Consider the following 16949-nt stretch of genomic DNA (forward strand, 5'->3'; position numbering starts at 1 on the left):
GATTAGTTCTCTTTTGCTAGTTCAATTAGTTTGTTGACCACCGGCTTGGCTTGGTTTTTTCTATCAAAAAGTAATGGATAATCAGTTCTGCCCGGGATAGGCCAATTATTTCTCCAGGTTTGATTGTCATTAACACCCCACAAGGTAACTCTTGATATACATTGCTGATATTTTAAAAATAACCGGAAGAATTCCATGTAACGATTTTCGAAAGCCAAACGCACTGAATCCGGCAATTCTTCTATGTATGGATTTAGCTGATCTTTATATTCAAATCTGGTAGATATTTCTGCACCAGCATTCCAATCTGGTGTTGGAATTACGGTTAAATCCAGTTCTGTAATCATAACTTTTACCCCGAGTGATTCGAAGGCTTTAATACTTGCTTCAAATTCGCTAACCTTTGGAAAATCCAAACCTATATGAGATTGCATACCAATACCATCTATTCGGATTCCTTGTGATTGAAGATTTTTTACCATGTTAACAACCCCTTTTCGTTTACCTGATTCAGCCATGGAGTAATCATTATAATATAGTTCTGCATCCGGATCTGCTTCGTGTGCAAACTGAAATGCTAGTTTAATAAAATCTTCTCCTATTATTTGGAAGAATTTACTGTTACGGTAGGTTCCATCATCCAATATGGCTTCATTCACCACATCCCATCCTTTTATAATTCTTTTATATCTGCCAACAACCGTGTGAATGTGTTTTCGCATGCGATCAATCATAACCTCCCGTGAGACATCGTTTCCAAGGCTATCGGTAAAAAACCAATCAGGTGCTTGCGAGTGCCAAATTAAGGTGTGCCCGGTTATAAACATGTTGTTTTGCTTTCCAAACTCTACAAATTTATCAGCAGCAGCAAAATCAAATATTCCTTCCAAAGGTTGTATTTCTTCACTTTTCATGCAATTCTCAGCAACAATGGCGTTGAAATTTTTCTTCACAACGTTTAAATCCGAAGAATCATTTAATAGCTGTTTTTCACTTAATGCCGTTCCAATATAAAATTTACCTTCAAAAGCATCTGATAAACTTACATCGTAAGTTGATGGGGCTTTACATGCTAATGTATTTAAACCTACTAATAAAAACACGAGGCCTTTTTGTAATGATACTATCTTCATAATGAAAGTTTTAGTTTTACAATTATATATTGTTTCTTCTTTCTTTTAAATCGTGTTCAATCTTGACTTCCAGACTTTTGTTAATTTCATAAAAGATCAGCAAGGCTACTGCAATTAAAAAAGGAATTGATGCGTAAATACTAATCAACATTTTAGCCCCTTGTGCTACAGTTTCCGGTTGAATTATTTTTTGTCCTACGTCAACAGCGTCTTTATTTATATAACCATAAAGTCCTAATATCCAAGTAACCAACGCCCCTCCAACAGAAAGACCTGATTTTAACCCAACCATCATAGCCGAAAAGATAATTGCTGTGGCCCGACGATTGTTTTTCCATTCAGAATAATCAGCTACATCAGCTATCATTGCCCAAAGAAGAGGAATTGTAATCCCATAAAAGAAGCCATGCAGGATTTGAGACACAAACATGAGTGTTACATTTTTAGGAGAGAAGAAATAAAAAATTAGTATAAATAAAGTTGATATTAGTAAACCATATAAATACACATCCCTTTTACCATATTTGTCAGCTAGTTTTTTAGATAAAGCAATACCCACCATCATAAAAATGATACCTCCGGCATTAAATAATCCAAAACCTGCCGAAGCTGGATCTGAACCGAAAAAATTCATGCCAATTGAAGAAAGAAAATCTGTAATTGGACTAATGGCAGTAGCTAATGTAGCTTCGTCTACATAATTATTGAAATAGTAAACATAGGATCCTCCTTTTAAAGCAAGCGTTACAAATACAAGGATGGTTACAGATAGAACAATAACCCAGGGTCTGTTTTTTACTAAATCCTTTAAGTCATCTTTTAGGTCGGACTCTTGATCAACAGAGGGTACAATACGTTCTTTTGTTGTGAAAAAAGTAATGAGTAACATGACTGTACCTATAATGGCCAGCCAGGTCATTACGGTTTCAATGCCAACCGCTTTATCACCTCCACCTGCAAATTCAATAATAGGTAACATAAAAACCTGGACAAAAAACTGCGCAAACATAACTGCTACAAAACGATAGGATGAAATACTGTTTCGTTCACCCATATCGCCAGTTATTACACCGCTGAGCGCTGAATAAGGTAAATTGTTGGCTGCATATAACATTAACAATAAAGTGTATGTACATGCAGCGTAAATTACTTTTCCTTTATAAGCAAAATCAGGGGTTGTAAAGGCAAGTAGAGCCATAACGCCCAACGGTATGGATGTATATAGAATCCATGGACGAAATTTCCCCCATTTAGAGCGTGTTCTATCGGCTATGGCTCCTATAATTGGATTAAACAAAAATGCAGCAAAAAGACCGACAGAGAGCATAATTAAGGATGCATGGTTGTTTTTTAAACCATAAATGTCGGTATAAAAATAAGCCAGATAGGTGATTAAAGTTTGGAATACAAGGTTGGCTGCCAGGTCTCCAAGACTATAACCTATTTTTTCTATGACAGAAATTTTTTGAGAATTTGTTTTCATAAAATTGATACTTATTTATTTACTGTTGTAAAAGGTGATGCAGGCAAACCATCCTTATTTTTTAAATTTGATTCAACAGGATTATCCTCCCATCCATATCGCACCGTTTTAGGATTAGATATTTTATGATTCCAAACTTTAACTGTATTCTTTGTTAAAACAACGGCATTTGCCCACTCAAAATGCCCATCTTCACCACAAATTTGAAATCCTTTTAACAAACTATTGGCATATAAACCTGCTCCTACGGATTTAAAGGTCAGGATAACGTATCCGGATTCTATTTGCATAGAATCATATAACGGCCCGGAACTAACTAACGTATCATTACTATAAGCAACCCGAGCTGCCTCCAAAGCTAGCCGACGACCAATTTCTTTTTTATTTAATGGATGAATATCATTCCACTCTCCTAAATCAAAAGCAACAGCCATACCTGTATTTGGTAACTCCAGAGTACGTCTTTGAGCATCCCTTACTTCAGCCCAACCACTTTCCACCGGTACTTTTGATGGTAGTCCCAAATTAGCCAATTGAACATACAAGAATGGAAGTTCTGGTTGATTCAAATTCTTACGCCAATCTGTTACTAATTTCTTTGAAAGTTCTTCATATTCTTTACCTCTGCCAGTATTAGATTCGCCCTGATACCAAATAGCCCCTTTAAGTTTAAATCCAACAATTGGATGAATTAAACCATTAAATAAACCACCTGGCATAAACTGAAGATTACCCGGAATATGCTCAGGACTAACTTTTGCACCAACATGATATTTCCAGTCTCCTGTCAAATCAATTTTTTGGCTGGCAAAACGCAATTCGTAAGGTTTTTCCTCAACAAATCCACCTTTCCATCCATTACTGATGATTCTTACCATTAATTTATTCTTACCTGGTTTTAGTATTCCCTTTGGAACATTATATATACGTGGAGGATATTGATAAGAAACAGTTCCTACAAAAGTGCCATTAATAAAAGCTGAGTCACTATCGATTATTCTTCCCAATCGAAGAACTGCATCTTGATTAACTAAAGAATCTGTTACTTCAAATTCTTTACAAAACCAAATAGAACCTTGCCTTAAATCCACGCCCTTATCACCCCAATATCCAGGAACAGATATTTCTGGCCAATTTGAAACATCTACATCTTCCTTTGACCACACGGAAACGCCAGGATCATTTGAATTTATTTCTTTAATCCAATTGTATTTTAACTTATCTGGAGATTCTTGATGTATTTTAGCTCTAACAGAATCATTATGTGCTTGTTTATTGTTCCATTCTTCTAAATAACCTTTTACATTGTCAGTACTAATCCATGATTCAATTGGTGATCCTCCAATAGCTGTACTGATGATACCAATTGGAACTTGGTATCTTCGGTACAGTTTATTGGCAAAGAAATAAGCTACGGCAGAGAATTCCATAACATTCTCCTGGGTAGCTGCTTTCCAATTGCCATCTGGGAAATCGACTTGTGTATTTTTAAAATCTTTACGTGACGATGAACGAAAAAATCGTATCTGATCATTATCTATTTGTTTTATCTCTGCTGAATACAAATCCATTACTCTATGTAATGGAAGTTCCATATTAGATTGTCCGGAAGATAGCCAAACGTCACCAATTAAAATATTCTCAATCCTAATTTGGTTTATCTCCATATCATATGGACCGCCAGAGACCATAGCTGGTAAATTTATTTGCCAATTACCTTTATCATCTGCCCTGGTAACATAAGATTTGCCTATAAATTTCACCCTTACTTTTTCGGAAGGATTTGCCCATCCCCATATATTTAGAGGTACATCTCGTTGCAGTACCATTCCATTACCTATTAATCTTGGTAACTTAACCTCTCCTTTAACATGCAGAGTTAAAAGGATAAAAAGGTATAATAATGAAAATTTTATTGCTATTTTATTTCTTTTCATTAGTCACTAATTTTATTTGTTTACTTTGAGGAGCACCGATAAAACTAGGCTTTAATCCTCCTGTATCTACCATAATTTTTTGCAAAACAATTCCTGGCTCTAAAACTCTGATCCTTAATCGATGCAACCCTACTGTATCAATTAATAATTTACTTTTTGTAATATTGATCCTATTGGCCTGCCATCTATCCATATCCCAAGGTTTATAATCTTTATTAATATTGATTATTTGTTCTTTCTTACCATCAACAGAAATGGCATACCTCAATCCCTTATTTGCATTAAAATTAAGAGTGGGCGAAACCAAAACACTCACATCAAACAGTCCTGTTGATTTAAAATCAATAGCATATTCAAGATAAACCGAGTCCTTACTGGTAGGATATTCATTTTGAGGGAAAGTTGTAATTGAAGAATTGGTCTTGCCTAAATCAGGAATAACTTCCCAATGTATTTTATCATTACCTTTGGCAAACTGATAATTTGCAGCTTCTATAGAAACATAGCCATCCGCTTCTTCAAATACCAAATTTGAATTATCATAATTATCTAAAACTCTAACAACCTTTGGCATTATTCTGTGTTTGGGTTCTGCCCAGGATTTATATCCTATACGTATTTGATCCATTTGGTGATTCCATTTACCACCTGCAATTTGTGTATTGTAATGAATTGTAAATAATGAATCACGATCAAAACAAGCTTTTATTACATCTGCCCAATAATTTGCTTTGGGATCATTACTTTTTGCCAGCTGATTATTTTTTGCAGCAGCATAATACATTTCGTACAAATTACAACTAGCATTGGTTGGGAAAAGCACAAGCTGATCAAATGCATCCTTATATTCATTTGGAATAAAATTATAGAGACGCAATGCATCCAATGTCAGATCCCTGTATTCGTCACGAACCTTCTCAAACTCATTATAGTTTTCGAGACTAAAAGTTTCTTGGCTAAGCAATTCCGGAGTTACTCTATGGTTATACTTTGTATATAAATTAATTATACGTGCTGCCTCATTTGCATATTTTTCGCCAAATTGTTCTGCACACCAATCAATTGTATATTGATACAAATTTTGCGAATTAAAAGATGAAGGATCCCATGCCATATCAAGGAAAAAACTGATTGGAAATTCCATTGGCTTTAAATCACCTACGTTCAAGATCCATATTTGATCCACTCCATGACTATAAGTCAGATTCATCTGTTCCCATATTCTCTGAATTTGACTTACGTTCAACCATTTATAACAACGCGGTCCCCCTACATAATCAACATGATAATACATTCCATAGCCCCCTGAGCGTGCCGGAGCATTTACTTCAGGTAATTTACGAACATCACCCCAATTATCATCACATAACAATAATGTTACATCATCAGGCACACGCATTCCTTTATCGTAATAATCTTGAACTTCTTTATATAAAGCCCATACCTGAGGAGTTTCTTTAGCCGGCTTATGAGTAACTTCACTTATAATTTTACGTTGATCTTTTACAATCTTTTCCAATAAAGAGATATTTGTACCTTCCTCCATCGCTTCATCGCCATCACCACGCATACCAACTGTTACAACCGTTTCGTAATCTCTATTGCGCTCCATACCTTTTTTCCAAAAATCAGAAAGTACTTCTGCATTCTGTTTATAATCCCACGGCCCTGAACCATAACGATGCCATTCGGCTTGTGCACGACCCATTGGCTCATGATGCGAGGTACTCATTACAATTCCTAATTTATCAGCTAACTTTCCATTTTCAGGATCATCATCAAAAAACGCTTTTCCCCACATGGCAGGCCAAAGAAAATTTCCTTTCAACCGAAGTATTAATTCAAATACGTGATTGTAAAACTTTGCATTAAATCCTCCAAAGTTTTCGCGAACCCAACCACCTAATGCAGGTTCTTCATCGTTTAAAAAAATTCCACGATATTTAACTTTTGGACTTTGTGTAACATAACGCCCCCTTTTTACAAAAACACTTTCGTGTTTATCAACTGGAACATCTGCCCACCAATACCAAGGTGAAACACCCATTTCTCTAGACAAATTTAACATTGAATAAATAGTACCTCGTTTATCAGATCCCATTAAAACCAATGCCTTATCGACATCTGGAAAGGGATTTTCAACAACTTGCAAACAACTCATTTCCCATTGTCCCTGAATGTCTTTAATCTCTAATTTTTTATTCTTGATTAATTGATCTATCCATCTATTTTTTCCAAGGGTTCCAATTAAAATTACGTTTTTTGATTGAGGCAGCTCCTTTTGATAAATCTGTGTTGTTTTTCCTGTTACTTTTTGTATATCATTAACCAACCATTCTGACACTATTTCCACACCCTCATAATCCTGTTCATCTATAACAATTGGGGTAATTTCATTTTCAGAGCTAATGACAAAATCACCTTCTTTATTTTCGAAACTTAAATAAGTATTTTGATTTTGTGCAAATAGACTAATTTTCCCTATTAATATGAGTTGAATGACAAACAATAATCTTATCTCAACTTTAAAGGATTTTCTTTTCATGTGATTTTTTTTATACATATATAACTAGTCAATATATGATCTAATAATTATTAATTAAAGAATTACATTTTGATATTCTTATTAAATCATACCTATAACTATTTATTCCATCAAAATATATTTGATTACATTCATTGCAACTAACATCCTATTTTGGCGCATCCTATACTAACGATAGATCACTCATCCTTTCCGCTATAAAATCTAGAACATTAAAGAAAGGGAGACCTATAAAGCCTCCCTATTAATACTTATAAATGATTTATTTATAACTCAATTCTAAGAGAATAAATACTTCTAGGTGATATAATTATATCAAGATGCTTTAAATCATCACTCAAGCTAGTACCAACATCTTTCATATTATAATCCTCTGTTGTTTCAATTGCGCTATGAGCTGATATTTCACCTGGAGTTTCTATGAAAGTTTCGTAGGATTGTTCACCCATATTCAGTGCTACAACCGTAATAACATCACCGGTTTCATTCACGTAGGCAGTAGCAAGTACATCTTCATCAGACACTTCTATACCTATCCTTGTCATACCTGTTGCATAAGCAGAATAATGCCCCAAAATATATCCGTTTTTCATTACTTCTCCCTCAGTAACAGTACTTCTGGAATCATTATCTCCAATCATACCGTAAAATCTTTTAAGATACCAATATACATACGCACTGCAATATCCCTCCATACACATATGGATTTCTAAACCAAGCTGCTCCAGGTTATAAGACCACTTCCTAAATAAATGTTTATCCAGATCTTCTTCTTTTTCTCCTTCATTAAAGAGTTTTTCTGTCATCCACCAGGTTTTACCTGCAGGAGCCAAATAACTTGGATACAAATTACAGATGTAATCATGTCTGGCTTTTACATAACTATTTGCCAAATCGGTAAAGCCTTGATATAAATGCCCTACAAGAATATCTGTATTAGAAAATGCTTCATTCGAATTTAAAACTGCATCTGTGTATTCTGGTAAAAATCCACAAGCTTCAGGTGACATTAATTTTACTCCTGCTGCTCTTATTTTTGCGCCGTAATTTGCTGTAAATGTCGCAGCCTCTTCCGGTGTCCAGTAAGTAAAATCCATATCCGGTTCATTTTGGATAGAGATAGCATAGATATTTACCCCTTTTGATTTCATATAATTAACATATTCAATCAAATGGTCGGCATATGCATCATAGTTAGATGCAGGCAAATGTTTAATCGATTTACCATCTTTATCAATATATTCAGCCAGTTCATCAGTACAATCCCAAGGACAAGCAAATATTACAGCTCCGTAATTTTGTGCTTGCAATGCTCCAGCAACATCAGCATTCCACGTTGATTTATCAGGATAAACCATTAAACGCAAAATAGAATACTGCAATTTACCATCAGGATCATACATAGTGGTCATTTCATCTGAATTAATCAAATTACTTCCTGTCCAAATAACAGGATTATACATACCTCCAAAACCAACAACCTTCTGATGCTTTGTATTTGGATTTAATGTAGTAAAAGGCAATGTTTCCTGAACTATAACAACTTCGTCCTGTTCTCCTGTTTCTTTATTAACAACATAAATTTTCTGAGAACGCTTAGATGTTGAATTATTTTCAGACACAGTGAAGGAAACAGTTGTTAACCCACTTTTACCAATTTCACCACCCGAAGATGGTGAAACATTGGTAATAAAGCTTTCCTCTACTGCTGTATTTATCTCCCACTCAACATTATCCCACACTATGGTTGCACTAGATTGCCCACCTTTATCAGATACAGTTATCTCTGTTTTTGAGAACTTTGCATATCCTCCACCCTCTACTGTCTTAGGTCCATCCTCAGATTTAGAGCATGACCAGGAAAATACTGACAATAATGCTATTAAAATGTATGTTATAATATTCTTCATAATCAATCTTTTATTCTTGCGCACCTAAACCAACAACAAAACCAGCATATCCTTGTTTTCTGTTATAACCGGAATCCCATAATCCAAAACTATTGCTAACTGGGTTTGCCAATGAAATTCCATATTGTTGTGAAACAGGGATTTTTGTTTTATATAAATCTACAACAGTTTTATAAATTTCAGACTGAAGTGCATATGCTTCTTCCGTTTCTTCAGAAGAAACTCTAAAGTCTTTAATAAATATGAGTTTCCCTGTTGACGCTAAAACATCAAACATATCCGACACGACATCTAAATCAGACTCAAGATTTAAATCAAGGCTAACAGCTACACCATCAATATCATTATTACTATTAACTGTGTTAACTATGGTGTTTAGTTTATCAGAGTTTGTATTTAAACCATTCTCACTAATAAATAACTTACTTCCAGAAGCAGCATTTGCTCTTGCGGTACTAAATGCCTGGGCAATATAATCGCTACCGATGTAATCAGCCCAATAGAATGAACCTTCAACAGAAGAACCACTACTTACTGCCACACTTCCATCTTCTGCAAATGGATTAGATACCACAGTCCAAGCATTAATTTTTTCACCCTCATTTGTCAACACATCTTCAACATAACCATTTAGTACTTTTTCTACTGCAGTCTTTTTCACATCATCTGAAACATCTAAGGTTACATCTTTTTGTTCCATAACGGCACTTCCCAAACCAGTTGGTGCACTTGTAAGCATCGTAAGATAAATTTTATCAAACCAATGCCCTCCTTCTCGAATTTTAATTGAAACGGTATGTTCACCAGCATCTAAAACGAATTCACTTTGTGTACTACTATATAATTTAAACCAGGTCCAGGTATCCGTATTAGTTTCTGCACCCCAAGCTGGCCATCCAGGACAAAAATACTCAGCACCATCTACACTCATAAAGAAAGAATCATCACCACCCCAAGGATATTCAGCTCTTTGTCGTATCCACAAATAATATGTACCAGATGTATGTACATTAAAAGTATAAGTAAATTGATAATCTTGATTATCAAGATCAGATGGGGTTCCTGTTCCTGTATGGCTATTTCCTGAATCACCATCAATAATGCCATTTAAATATACCCCACCAGATACATTATCGTCATCAACAGGAATCATCCACTTACCAATTTGTTGTGCATCTTCACACTCCAAAAATATTTGATCAGGATCTTCTACTGAACCATTTAAGTTAATAAGAGAAATCCCCTGAATATTTATGTAATAGGTAACATTAGATGTATACCCTAACTCCATTTTAAAAGAAAACGATCCACTTCCATCAAAATCTGAAGTTTGAATCTGAATCTTATTCCAGCCTATTTTAGTAGTAAAAGTAGCACTAGGGGTTCCTGTTCCCATCCAATCCATTTCTGGATCGTTTGTATTTAAACCAGTAAAAGTCACTCTTCCTTCACCTTCTTGAGTTGAAAGCACATAGAAAGTCAATTCAAATTTAGCTCCATCTTCAACTGTATAAATAGGTGATTGCAGTGAAGTAGCATCACTAGAACTTACAGATCCATCATTAACCATTTTAACCGACGGTTGTTCCATATAATCGACAACAGATACATCTCCATTTACTGTCCATCCATCAAAAGTTCCATCAGTAAAAACACCTGATTTCACAAAATTTGGAAAAAGTGGAGTCTGGAATGTAAGTGAAGCAGCAATTGTATTCAGGTAAGTATCGTTCTGATTAAAATTTGAAACTATAGCATCTCCATAAACTGATACGCCTAACTCTTCAGCTCTGCTTATATATGAATCAATATCTGTAAAATCTAAAACACCTTCATCGGACATAATTACGTCAGAATTAAGCGCTGAGATTGGCGTAATTTGTTCAAAATTTGTCTTTAACAAGGTTGCATTTGCATTTGAACCTGACAGATCATCTAAAGATACATTTGTTCCAATCAAAAGATCTCCCGAATATGATTTAAGCACATCATAATTACATAGAGTTTCGTCAACAATAACACCAATTGGTTTCTCATTTTCAATCCCTGATTCAACTTCTTCATCAAGCTTTGCACAAGAAAACATAAATAGTGCTGATGATAATATGACTAAATATTTTATATCAAATACTTTCATAAATTATTGATTTTAGTTCAAATCAACCCTTTAGAATCCTAAGATCAAAAGAGTTAACTTGAACAATTTGAATATATAAACTACTCAACCTTAATACTATAAGAATCCACAGACACTCCTCTATTTCTACAAACTAAAGTATCTTTTGTAGCATAAGTATAACCCAAATCAGTGAGCTCAACAGTATAATCGAGATATAAACCATCGCGATCTAGGCCTCCCCAACTGTTTTTTTCTCCTTCAGTTACAAATTTACCTGTACCACTTACTGTATAGGAAGATGAATTACTTGCTATAGTGCAATTGTTGTTGTCATCAAAGGTTAAAATTAATTCTATTTCAGCACGTGTAGTCTCATTATCATCTTCATAGATTGTAATAGGCAAAGAACATTCTTTATAGGCTAAAGTAGAAACATTAACTAATTCATCATTAGCAACATACTCCTCACTACGGACATCTGTTATTGTACTAACACCATCCGAAATCTGATCTTCACCTCTCCTTAAGTATGTTGCATGCCAAGGATTTACATACTTAATTGCATATAATATATAGTTTTTAGGAAGTTTTGACCAATCACTACTATTAAGTAAATTAGGATTTTCTACTTCCGCCGCCTTACCTGACAATATACTATCAGCATTTACTACATCTGTCATTATAAGGGGTATAACATATCTATTACCAATTGTTAGAGGATCTTCAAAAAAAGCATTTGTTAATTCCACGTCAACTCCACCAAGAATTTTACCTGCTTCAATAACAATCTTATTACTTCCAAGATTATAATAACTACTTGGCATAGGAACTAAATCTGAGCCATCAACAAACGACACGCCATCACATAGTGATTCATCTACTTGGATATCAATAGTTATATCCTTAGTATTAGAGTATCCTCCACCTGTAGTAGCATTAATCCTAACTTTATGCTCATTGTCAAGTGAATTATCTGCATATAGATCTTTACCAAGTTCCAACGTTCTCAAAGGGTACTGATCTGCAAAATATACTGTTGTATAATCAAAATCAGGATAAGAGATATCACTATTTTCGCAGGAGCAAAAAACCCCTGCTACAAAAACGATCAATAATATTATCTTTAATTTCATGTTTTTATTTATTTTTATTCCCAACCTTTATTCTGCACTAGTTTATCATACTTTAAACATTCACTAAATGGAATTGGTCCATAATTCATATAATCACTGTATGAACGCGACTCCACATCAAACTCTTCGCCAGTACTTACATCAAATCCTTTAACTGTCGTCGCTAAATCCTCTTTCCACCTACGCAAATCCCAAAAACGAAAACCTTCAAAACATAACTCAAGTCTTCTTTCATTCTGAATTAACTCTCGCATTTTATCCTTATCACCAGCACATTCGTCAAGATAAGGATCACTTGATATATCTAGTGCCCTTTTTCTTATAGCTCTTATGACATCCACAGATGAATAACTGGCATTAGGAGCTATACCCATTGGACCATAAGCCTCGTTTGCTGCTTCAGCATAATTAAGAAACATTTCGGTATATCTGATTCTTGGAGTATAACTGGTCTTTTTCTGCCATGAACCATTTGAATTATTATAGTTCACATCCATCCTCATACGCTTTTTCATATAGTATCCGGTACGTGTAGATGTTTCTAAAACATTAATACCATCATCTGTCCCTGAATCACTGCCTGTGAATATTGCTGCATCACTGACACCTTCAATATTAGAATTATAAATAATATAGTAAGACAAACGTGGATCTCTGTTAGCATAAGGATCTGTATCAACATAAGCACTTGATCCGTGCGTAATAGGATATCCATCTTTATCAGGGAATGCATCTACTAAGTTTTGAGAAGGATTCATTTTTCCCTTACCAAATAAGGATGGAGGATAATTATCCTCTTCCTCATCTGATGTTTCACTTTTACTTGTTCTCCACAATATTTCATCTGGATTAATTCCTTCATTAACATTGTTTAGTTCTGTCTGATTATTAAAAAAGGTAACTCCTTGAGGATCTAATCCAGAAATACCACCTATGTAATTCAATACATCAGCAGAATACTTTGCTGCGTCCTCCCATGTTGTAGTATTTGATCCATCCTGAAAAGCAGGGCTTGCTGCCAGTAAAGCAACTCTTGAGCGAAATGCCTTTGCTATTTGTCCATCGATCAATTGTCTGAAATAGTCACCCATTGTTCTGTTATAAGTACCATATGAAGTAACCATGCTTTTATATTTTTCAGGAACTTCATCTAACGAATAGACACTTACATATTCTTCAGGTAAATAATCAATAGCATAATTTAAATCTGTAATTATTTGGTCAACACAAGCCTGAAAGGTTGCACGTTCCTGATTAAAATCTGAATTAACATTCTGGGGAGATGTTACAATTGGAATACCTAATAACTCTCCATTCGAAGAAAAACCAGCATGATTTTTTAGCAAGTTATACATATACAAACCTCTCAGTCCATAAGCTTCACCTTTTAAACGCATATTAAAAAGCTCAGCAGCCTCCTCATCTTCATCCCATTCTACTTTATCACAATTTTCTAAGAAGGTATTTACATATTGAATAGCACCATAACTATTATTCCATGCACTGACAGGATTATTCGAAGCAGTCCATGAACCTGTGGCCATCTTTAAATATGAATTATTGATTTCATTTGTTACTGCATCGTCTGTGGCATATTCTGTATTTCCGTATGCATCAGGTAAAAAACGGTAACCTGATACCAAGACCCCTTGAGCATACTGTGGATTTGAATACATTAAATCAATATCCTTCATATTCTCTATTGCAGGTTCAAACAAGTCTTCACAGCTTGATAGAACCAACAAACTAATTAAAAGGAATAATATATTTCTTTTCATCTTTTTAAATTTTAAAAATTAGATTAAAAAGCAGCTTTTATACCTATGTTATAGAACCTACATTGTGGAGCACTTCCAACATTCATTTCCATCAACTTTCTTTCTTTTGAAATCGTCAAAAGGTTTTGTCCACTAAAGTATACGCTTAACTGACTTAACAATGAGTTTTCATTAAACATCTTTTTAGGTAAGTCATATGTAACTTGAATTTTTGCTAAATCAAAACGATTATTTTTATATTTCCAGAATGTTGAATTTTGAAAGTTATTCGTATTCGACATAGTTGTTAATCGTGGATAAGTTGCTGTTGATGCAGTTTCAGGTGTCCAACGCCCCAAAACTTCTTCTGAATATTTTCGATTTCCATAAACCCAATAATAATTCGAGTTTTTGTAACCTATTGCACCAGATTGTCCATGTCCCATTGCAAAAAGTGTCCAGTTTTTATACTGTAAAGTTAAGTTGATACCATAAGTAAATGGAGATCCATATTTTCCAAGTTCAACCTGATCACGATAGTCAATAGTATTATCATTATTAACATCTTTATACTTCAAGTCACCAGCTTTAACATCACCTCCTCCAAAAGTCTGAGTAGCATGATTGGCAACGTCCATATCATCAGTAAAAAATCCTTCACAGATATAACCGAATGACGCATCTAAAGGTTTACCTTCTCTGTATAAATAATCTTCATCATAAACCTCATCTCTTTTAATAGCCTCTGAATCATATAACATTCCTACAAAACCAATCTGATATTTTAAGTCTCCCAAATTATTATTGTATGAAACAGAAAAATCCAAACCAGTTCTTTTATCCTTGTTATAATTTACGTAAGGAAGGAAAGAATAATCCCATCGTTCAAAATAAGAAGGATAAAGAGTACTTGCTCCCTGAGTCAACAAACCATCTGTAACCTGATTAAAATAGTTTATATCAAATAAAACTTTATTTTCAAGTAAAGCACCTTCAAGCCCAACTCTAATTTCCTCACGAGAAACAAAATCTAAACCCGGGTTAGAACCTCTTTTTGATAATACACCAATAGCTCCACCCATAGTACCATCACGCCAGTTAAAGTAACTATTATCACTATAGTAGCCTTGATACAAATAATAGGAATCATCACCATCCTGAATATCAATATCCTGATTTAACTTAGCATAAGATGCCGTTAATTTAAGATTATCAATAAATGATACATCATTCAGGAATTCTTCATCACTTAATCTCCAACCTAGAGTTACTGTAGGAGAAAAAGCTTCTCTATTACCTTCTGCAAATTGTGCCGAATGAATAAATGCTCCAGAAAAGTCAATATAATATTTGTGATTATAGTTATATGCCAGTTGCATACCTAAATTTGCATTACAAAAACTATGATAATCACTACCTTCATGATCTGCATCTACAGAATTACGATACTGGAAGCCCCAGCCAATTATATTACCAGTTACATTATGTGTGTTGTTAAATGTTCTGGCATAATTTAGTTGAGAATAAAAAGTGATAGTTTGCATATATCTTGAATCACCTATCATTTCATTTGTTGCACTACCATCATCACCATATTTAGCAAGATCTATAATCATATCTTCGCCATTCATATTAGACCAGACTGGTGCATATGTTCTATAGCTTTGTTTATAAGCTTCCGAATAGAAACTATTATAATCAATGCTAAATGAATTAGTAAAGGACAGTCCTTGTGTAATACCGCTTAAATCGGCTGTAGCGCTTACGTCGAACTGAAAAACACGATCTTTATAACGAATATAACCGGCAGCTAACATATCAGCAAAGGCATTGGTTTGTAAATCATTCTTACCACCCAATAGATACTTTCCATCAATAACATTATTACTATTTGCAATAGTAGTTTGCAAATTTGTGTTATTAGGATCTATCATATCAATAGGAATCAATGGATTAAACCAATTTGGACGCAATGTTGCACTACTCCCCCAGAAATTACCTCTTCCTATATAGTTATTATTATAAATAACATGAGCGTTTGTTTTTGCAGATAGCCATTCGGTGAGTTGCATATCTACATTACCACGCATATTAAAATTTAAGTCGTGATTTTTACTTTGCTCGCCATAATTAACAAGGTCATTGTTATAGCTCATTCCAAAGTTGGTATAATACTGTGTTTTCTCATCTCCTCCAGCAATCTCAACAGTAGCATCTGTTTTGTTATATGCTTTTCTTAAATAATCAGAAGAGAAAAAGTCAATATCAGGATATTTATATGGATTAACTCCAGTTGCAGTATTATATATAGTCTCGTCTTTGTACAAATGTTCTTTATCATCATTATCACATGCTTCATTGTACAAATTCATATATGATGCTGCACCCAAATACTTCGGATAACTTTTAGGGACATACATACCGGTGTTAACACGTGCTTCAATAGTCATTGGATGAACTTCACCACGTTTTGTAGTTATAAGTATAGCACCTTTGGCAGCCTTGCTACCGTATAGAACAACCGCATTAGCTCCTTTTAAGACTGTAACAGACTCAATTTCTGTAGCATTAAGATCCATAACATTTCTGGGAACTCCGTCAACTAGGACTAAAAATCCTTGTCCCCAAATGTTTCCATTATATCCTGCCACAAAACTCCTAATTCCATCAAGAGGAAAGGTTTGATAATTTTTCTTTAACAAATCGGACATATTAACAGTTGATACTGCTCCAAGTACATCTTCCTTATTTTGAGTTCCAAATGCTACATTAATAACCTCCTTTGCTTGAGAATCAATTGCAACATTAGCAATACTATCCGTTTTTTCTTGCGCATGAACATTTACCCCATTAAAATATGAGATGGTAAATAGAACAAGGCAGATATTTATAAATAATTTCTTCATTTTATTGCACATTAAATTTTTGATAA

General features: G+C 34.3%; 9 protein-coding genes. All 9 read right to left on the reverse strand.

Annotated features, from left to right (window positions below):
* Window positions 1-2: 2 nt before the first annotated feature.
* The 9 genes from OM074_RS02975 to OM074_RS03015 all read right to left on the reverse strand — a co-directional run bounded on the left by OM074_RS02975 (window position 3) and on the right by OM074_RS03015 (window position 16923).
* Window positions 3-1133, reverse strand: coding sequence for an endo-1,4-beta-xylanase (locus OM074_RS02975; RefSeq protein ID WP_301197792.1), 1131 nt, complete (start codon window positions 1131-1133; stop codon window positions 3-5).
* A gap of 22 nt (window positions 1134-1155) precedes the next feature.
* Entirely contained in the window at window positions 1156-2616 is a 1461-nt protein-coding gene (locus tag OM074_RS02980) for an MFS transporter (protein ID WP_301197793.1), read from the reverse strand.
* 11 nt (window positions 2617-2627) lie between these two features.
* Window positions 2628-4553, reverse strand: coding sequence for a sialate O-acetylesterase (locus OM074_RS02985; protein WP_301197794.1), 1926 nt, complete (start codon window positions 4551-4553; stop codon window positions 2628-2630).
* Window positions 4540-7098, reverse strand: coding sequence for a glycosyl hydrolase 115 family protein (locus tag OM074_RS02990; protein WP_301197795.1), 2559 nt, complete (start codon window positions 7096-7098; stop codon window positions 4540-4542). The genes OM074_RS02985 and OM074_RS02990 overlap by 14 nt, the downstream gene beginning before the upstream one ends.
* Window positions 7099-7364: 266 nt before the next feature.
* A complete protein-coding gene (locus OM074_RS02995; RefSeq protein ID WP_301197796.1) occupies window positions 7365-9008 on the reverse strand; it encodes a hypothetical protein in 1644 nt (547 codons plus the stop codon).
* Window positions 9009-9018: 10 nt separating this feature from the next.
* Complete coding sequence (locus OM074_RS03000; protein ID WP_301197797.1) at window positions 9019-11145, reverse strand: endo-1,4-beta-xylanase; 2127 nt, start codon at window positions 11143-11145, stop codon at window positions 9019-9021.
* 80 nt (window positions 11146-11225) lie between these two features.
* Window positions 11226-12260, reverse strand: coding sequence for a DUF5627 domain-containing protein (locus OM074_RS03005; RefSeq protein ID WP_301197798.1), 1035 nt, complete (start codon window positions 12258-12260; stop codon window positions 11226-11228).
* Window positions 12261-12274: 14 nt separating this feature from the next.
* Window positions 12275-14038 carry a RagB/SusD family nutrient uptake outer membrane protein gene (locus OM074_RS21620; protein ID WP_301197799.1) on the reverse strand — a complete coding sequence of 588 codons (1764 nt, stop codon included), beginning with the start codon at window positions 14036-14038 and terminating at the stop codon, window positions 12275-12277.
* A gap of 23 nt (window positions 14039-14061) precedes the next feature.
* Entirely contained in the window at window positions 14062-16923 is a 2862-nt protein-coding gene (locus OM074_RS03015; protein ID WP_301197800.1) for a SusC/RagA family TonB-linked outer membrane protein, read from the reverse strand.
* Between the last annotated feature and the right edge of the window lie 26 nt (window positions 16924-16949).

It is taken from the genome of Plebeiibacterium marinum (assembly GCF_026013615.1).
Lineage (GTDB): Bacteria > Bacteroidota > Bacteroidia > Bacteroidales > Marinilabiliaceae > Saccharicrinis > Saccharicrinis marinus_A.

Bases quoted from the DNA above. Each gene is read 5' to 3' on its own strand.
- OM074_RS02975 (WP_301197792.1), bottom strand. From the start codon at position 1,133: ATGAAGATAGTATCATTACAAAAAGGCCTCGTGTTTTTATTAGTAGGT.
- OM074_RS02980 (WP_301197793.1), bottom strand. From the start codon at position 2,616: ATGAAAACAAATTCTCAAAAAATTTCTGTCATAGAAAAAATAGGTTAT.
- OM074_RS02985 (WP_301197794.1), bottom strand. From the start codon at position 4,553: ATGAAAAGAAATAAAATAGCAATAAAATTTTCATTATTATACCTTTTT.
- OM074_RS02990 (WP_301197795.1), bottom strand. From the start codon at position 7,098: ATGAAAAGAAAATCCTTTAAAGTTGAGATAAGATTATTGTTTGTCATT.
- OM074_RS02995 (WP_301197796.1), bottom strand. From the start codon at position 9,008: ATGAAGAATATTATAACATACATTTTAATAGCATTATTGTCAGTATTT.
- OM074_RS03000 (WP_301197797.1), bottom strand. From the start codon at position 11,145: ATGAAAGTATTTGATATAAAATATTTAGTCATATTATCATCAGCACTA.
- OM074_RS03005 (WP_301197798.1), bottom strand. From the start codon at position 12,260: ATGAAATTAAAGATAATATTATTGATCGTTTTTGTAGCAGGGGTTTTT.
- OM074_RS21620 (WP_301197799.1), bottom strand. From the start codon at position 14,038: ATGAAAAGAAATATATTATTCCTTTTAATTAGTTTGTTGGTTCTATCA.
- OM074_RS03015 (WP_301197800.1), bottom strand. From the start codon at position 16,923: ATGAAGAAATTATTTATAAATATCTGCCTTGTTCTATTTACCATCTCA.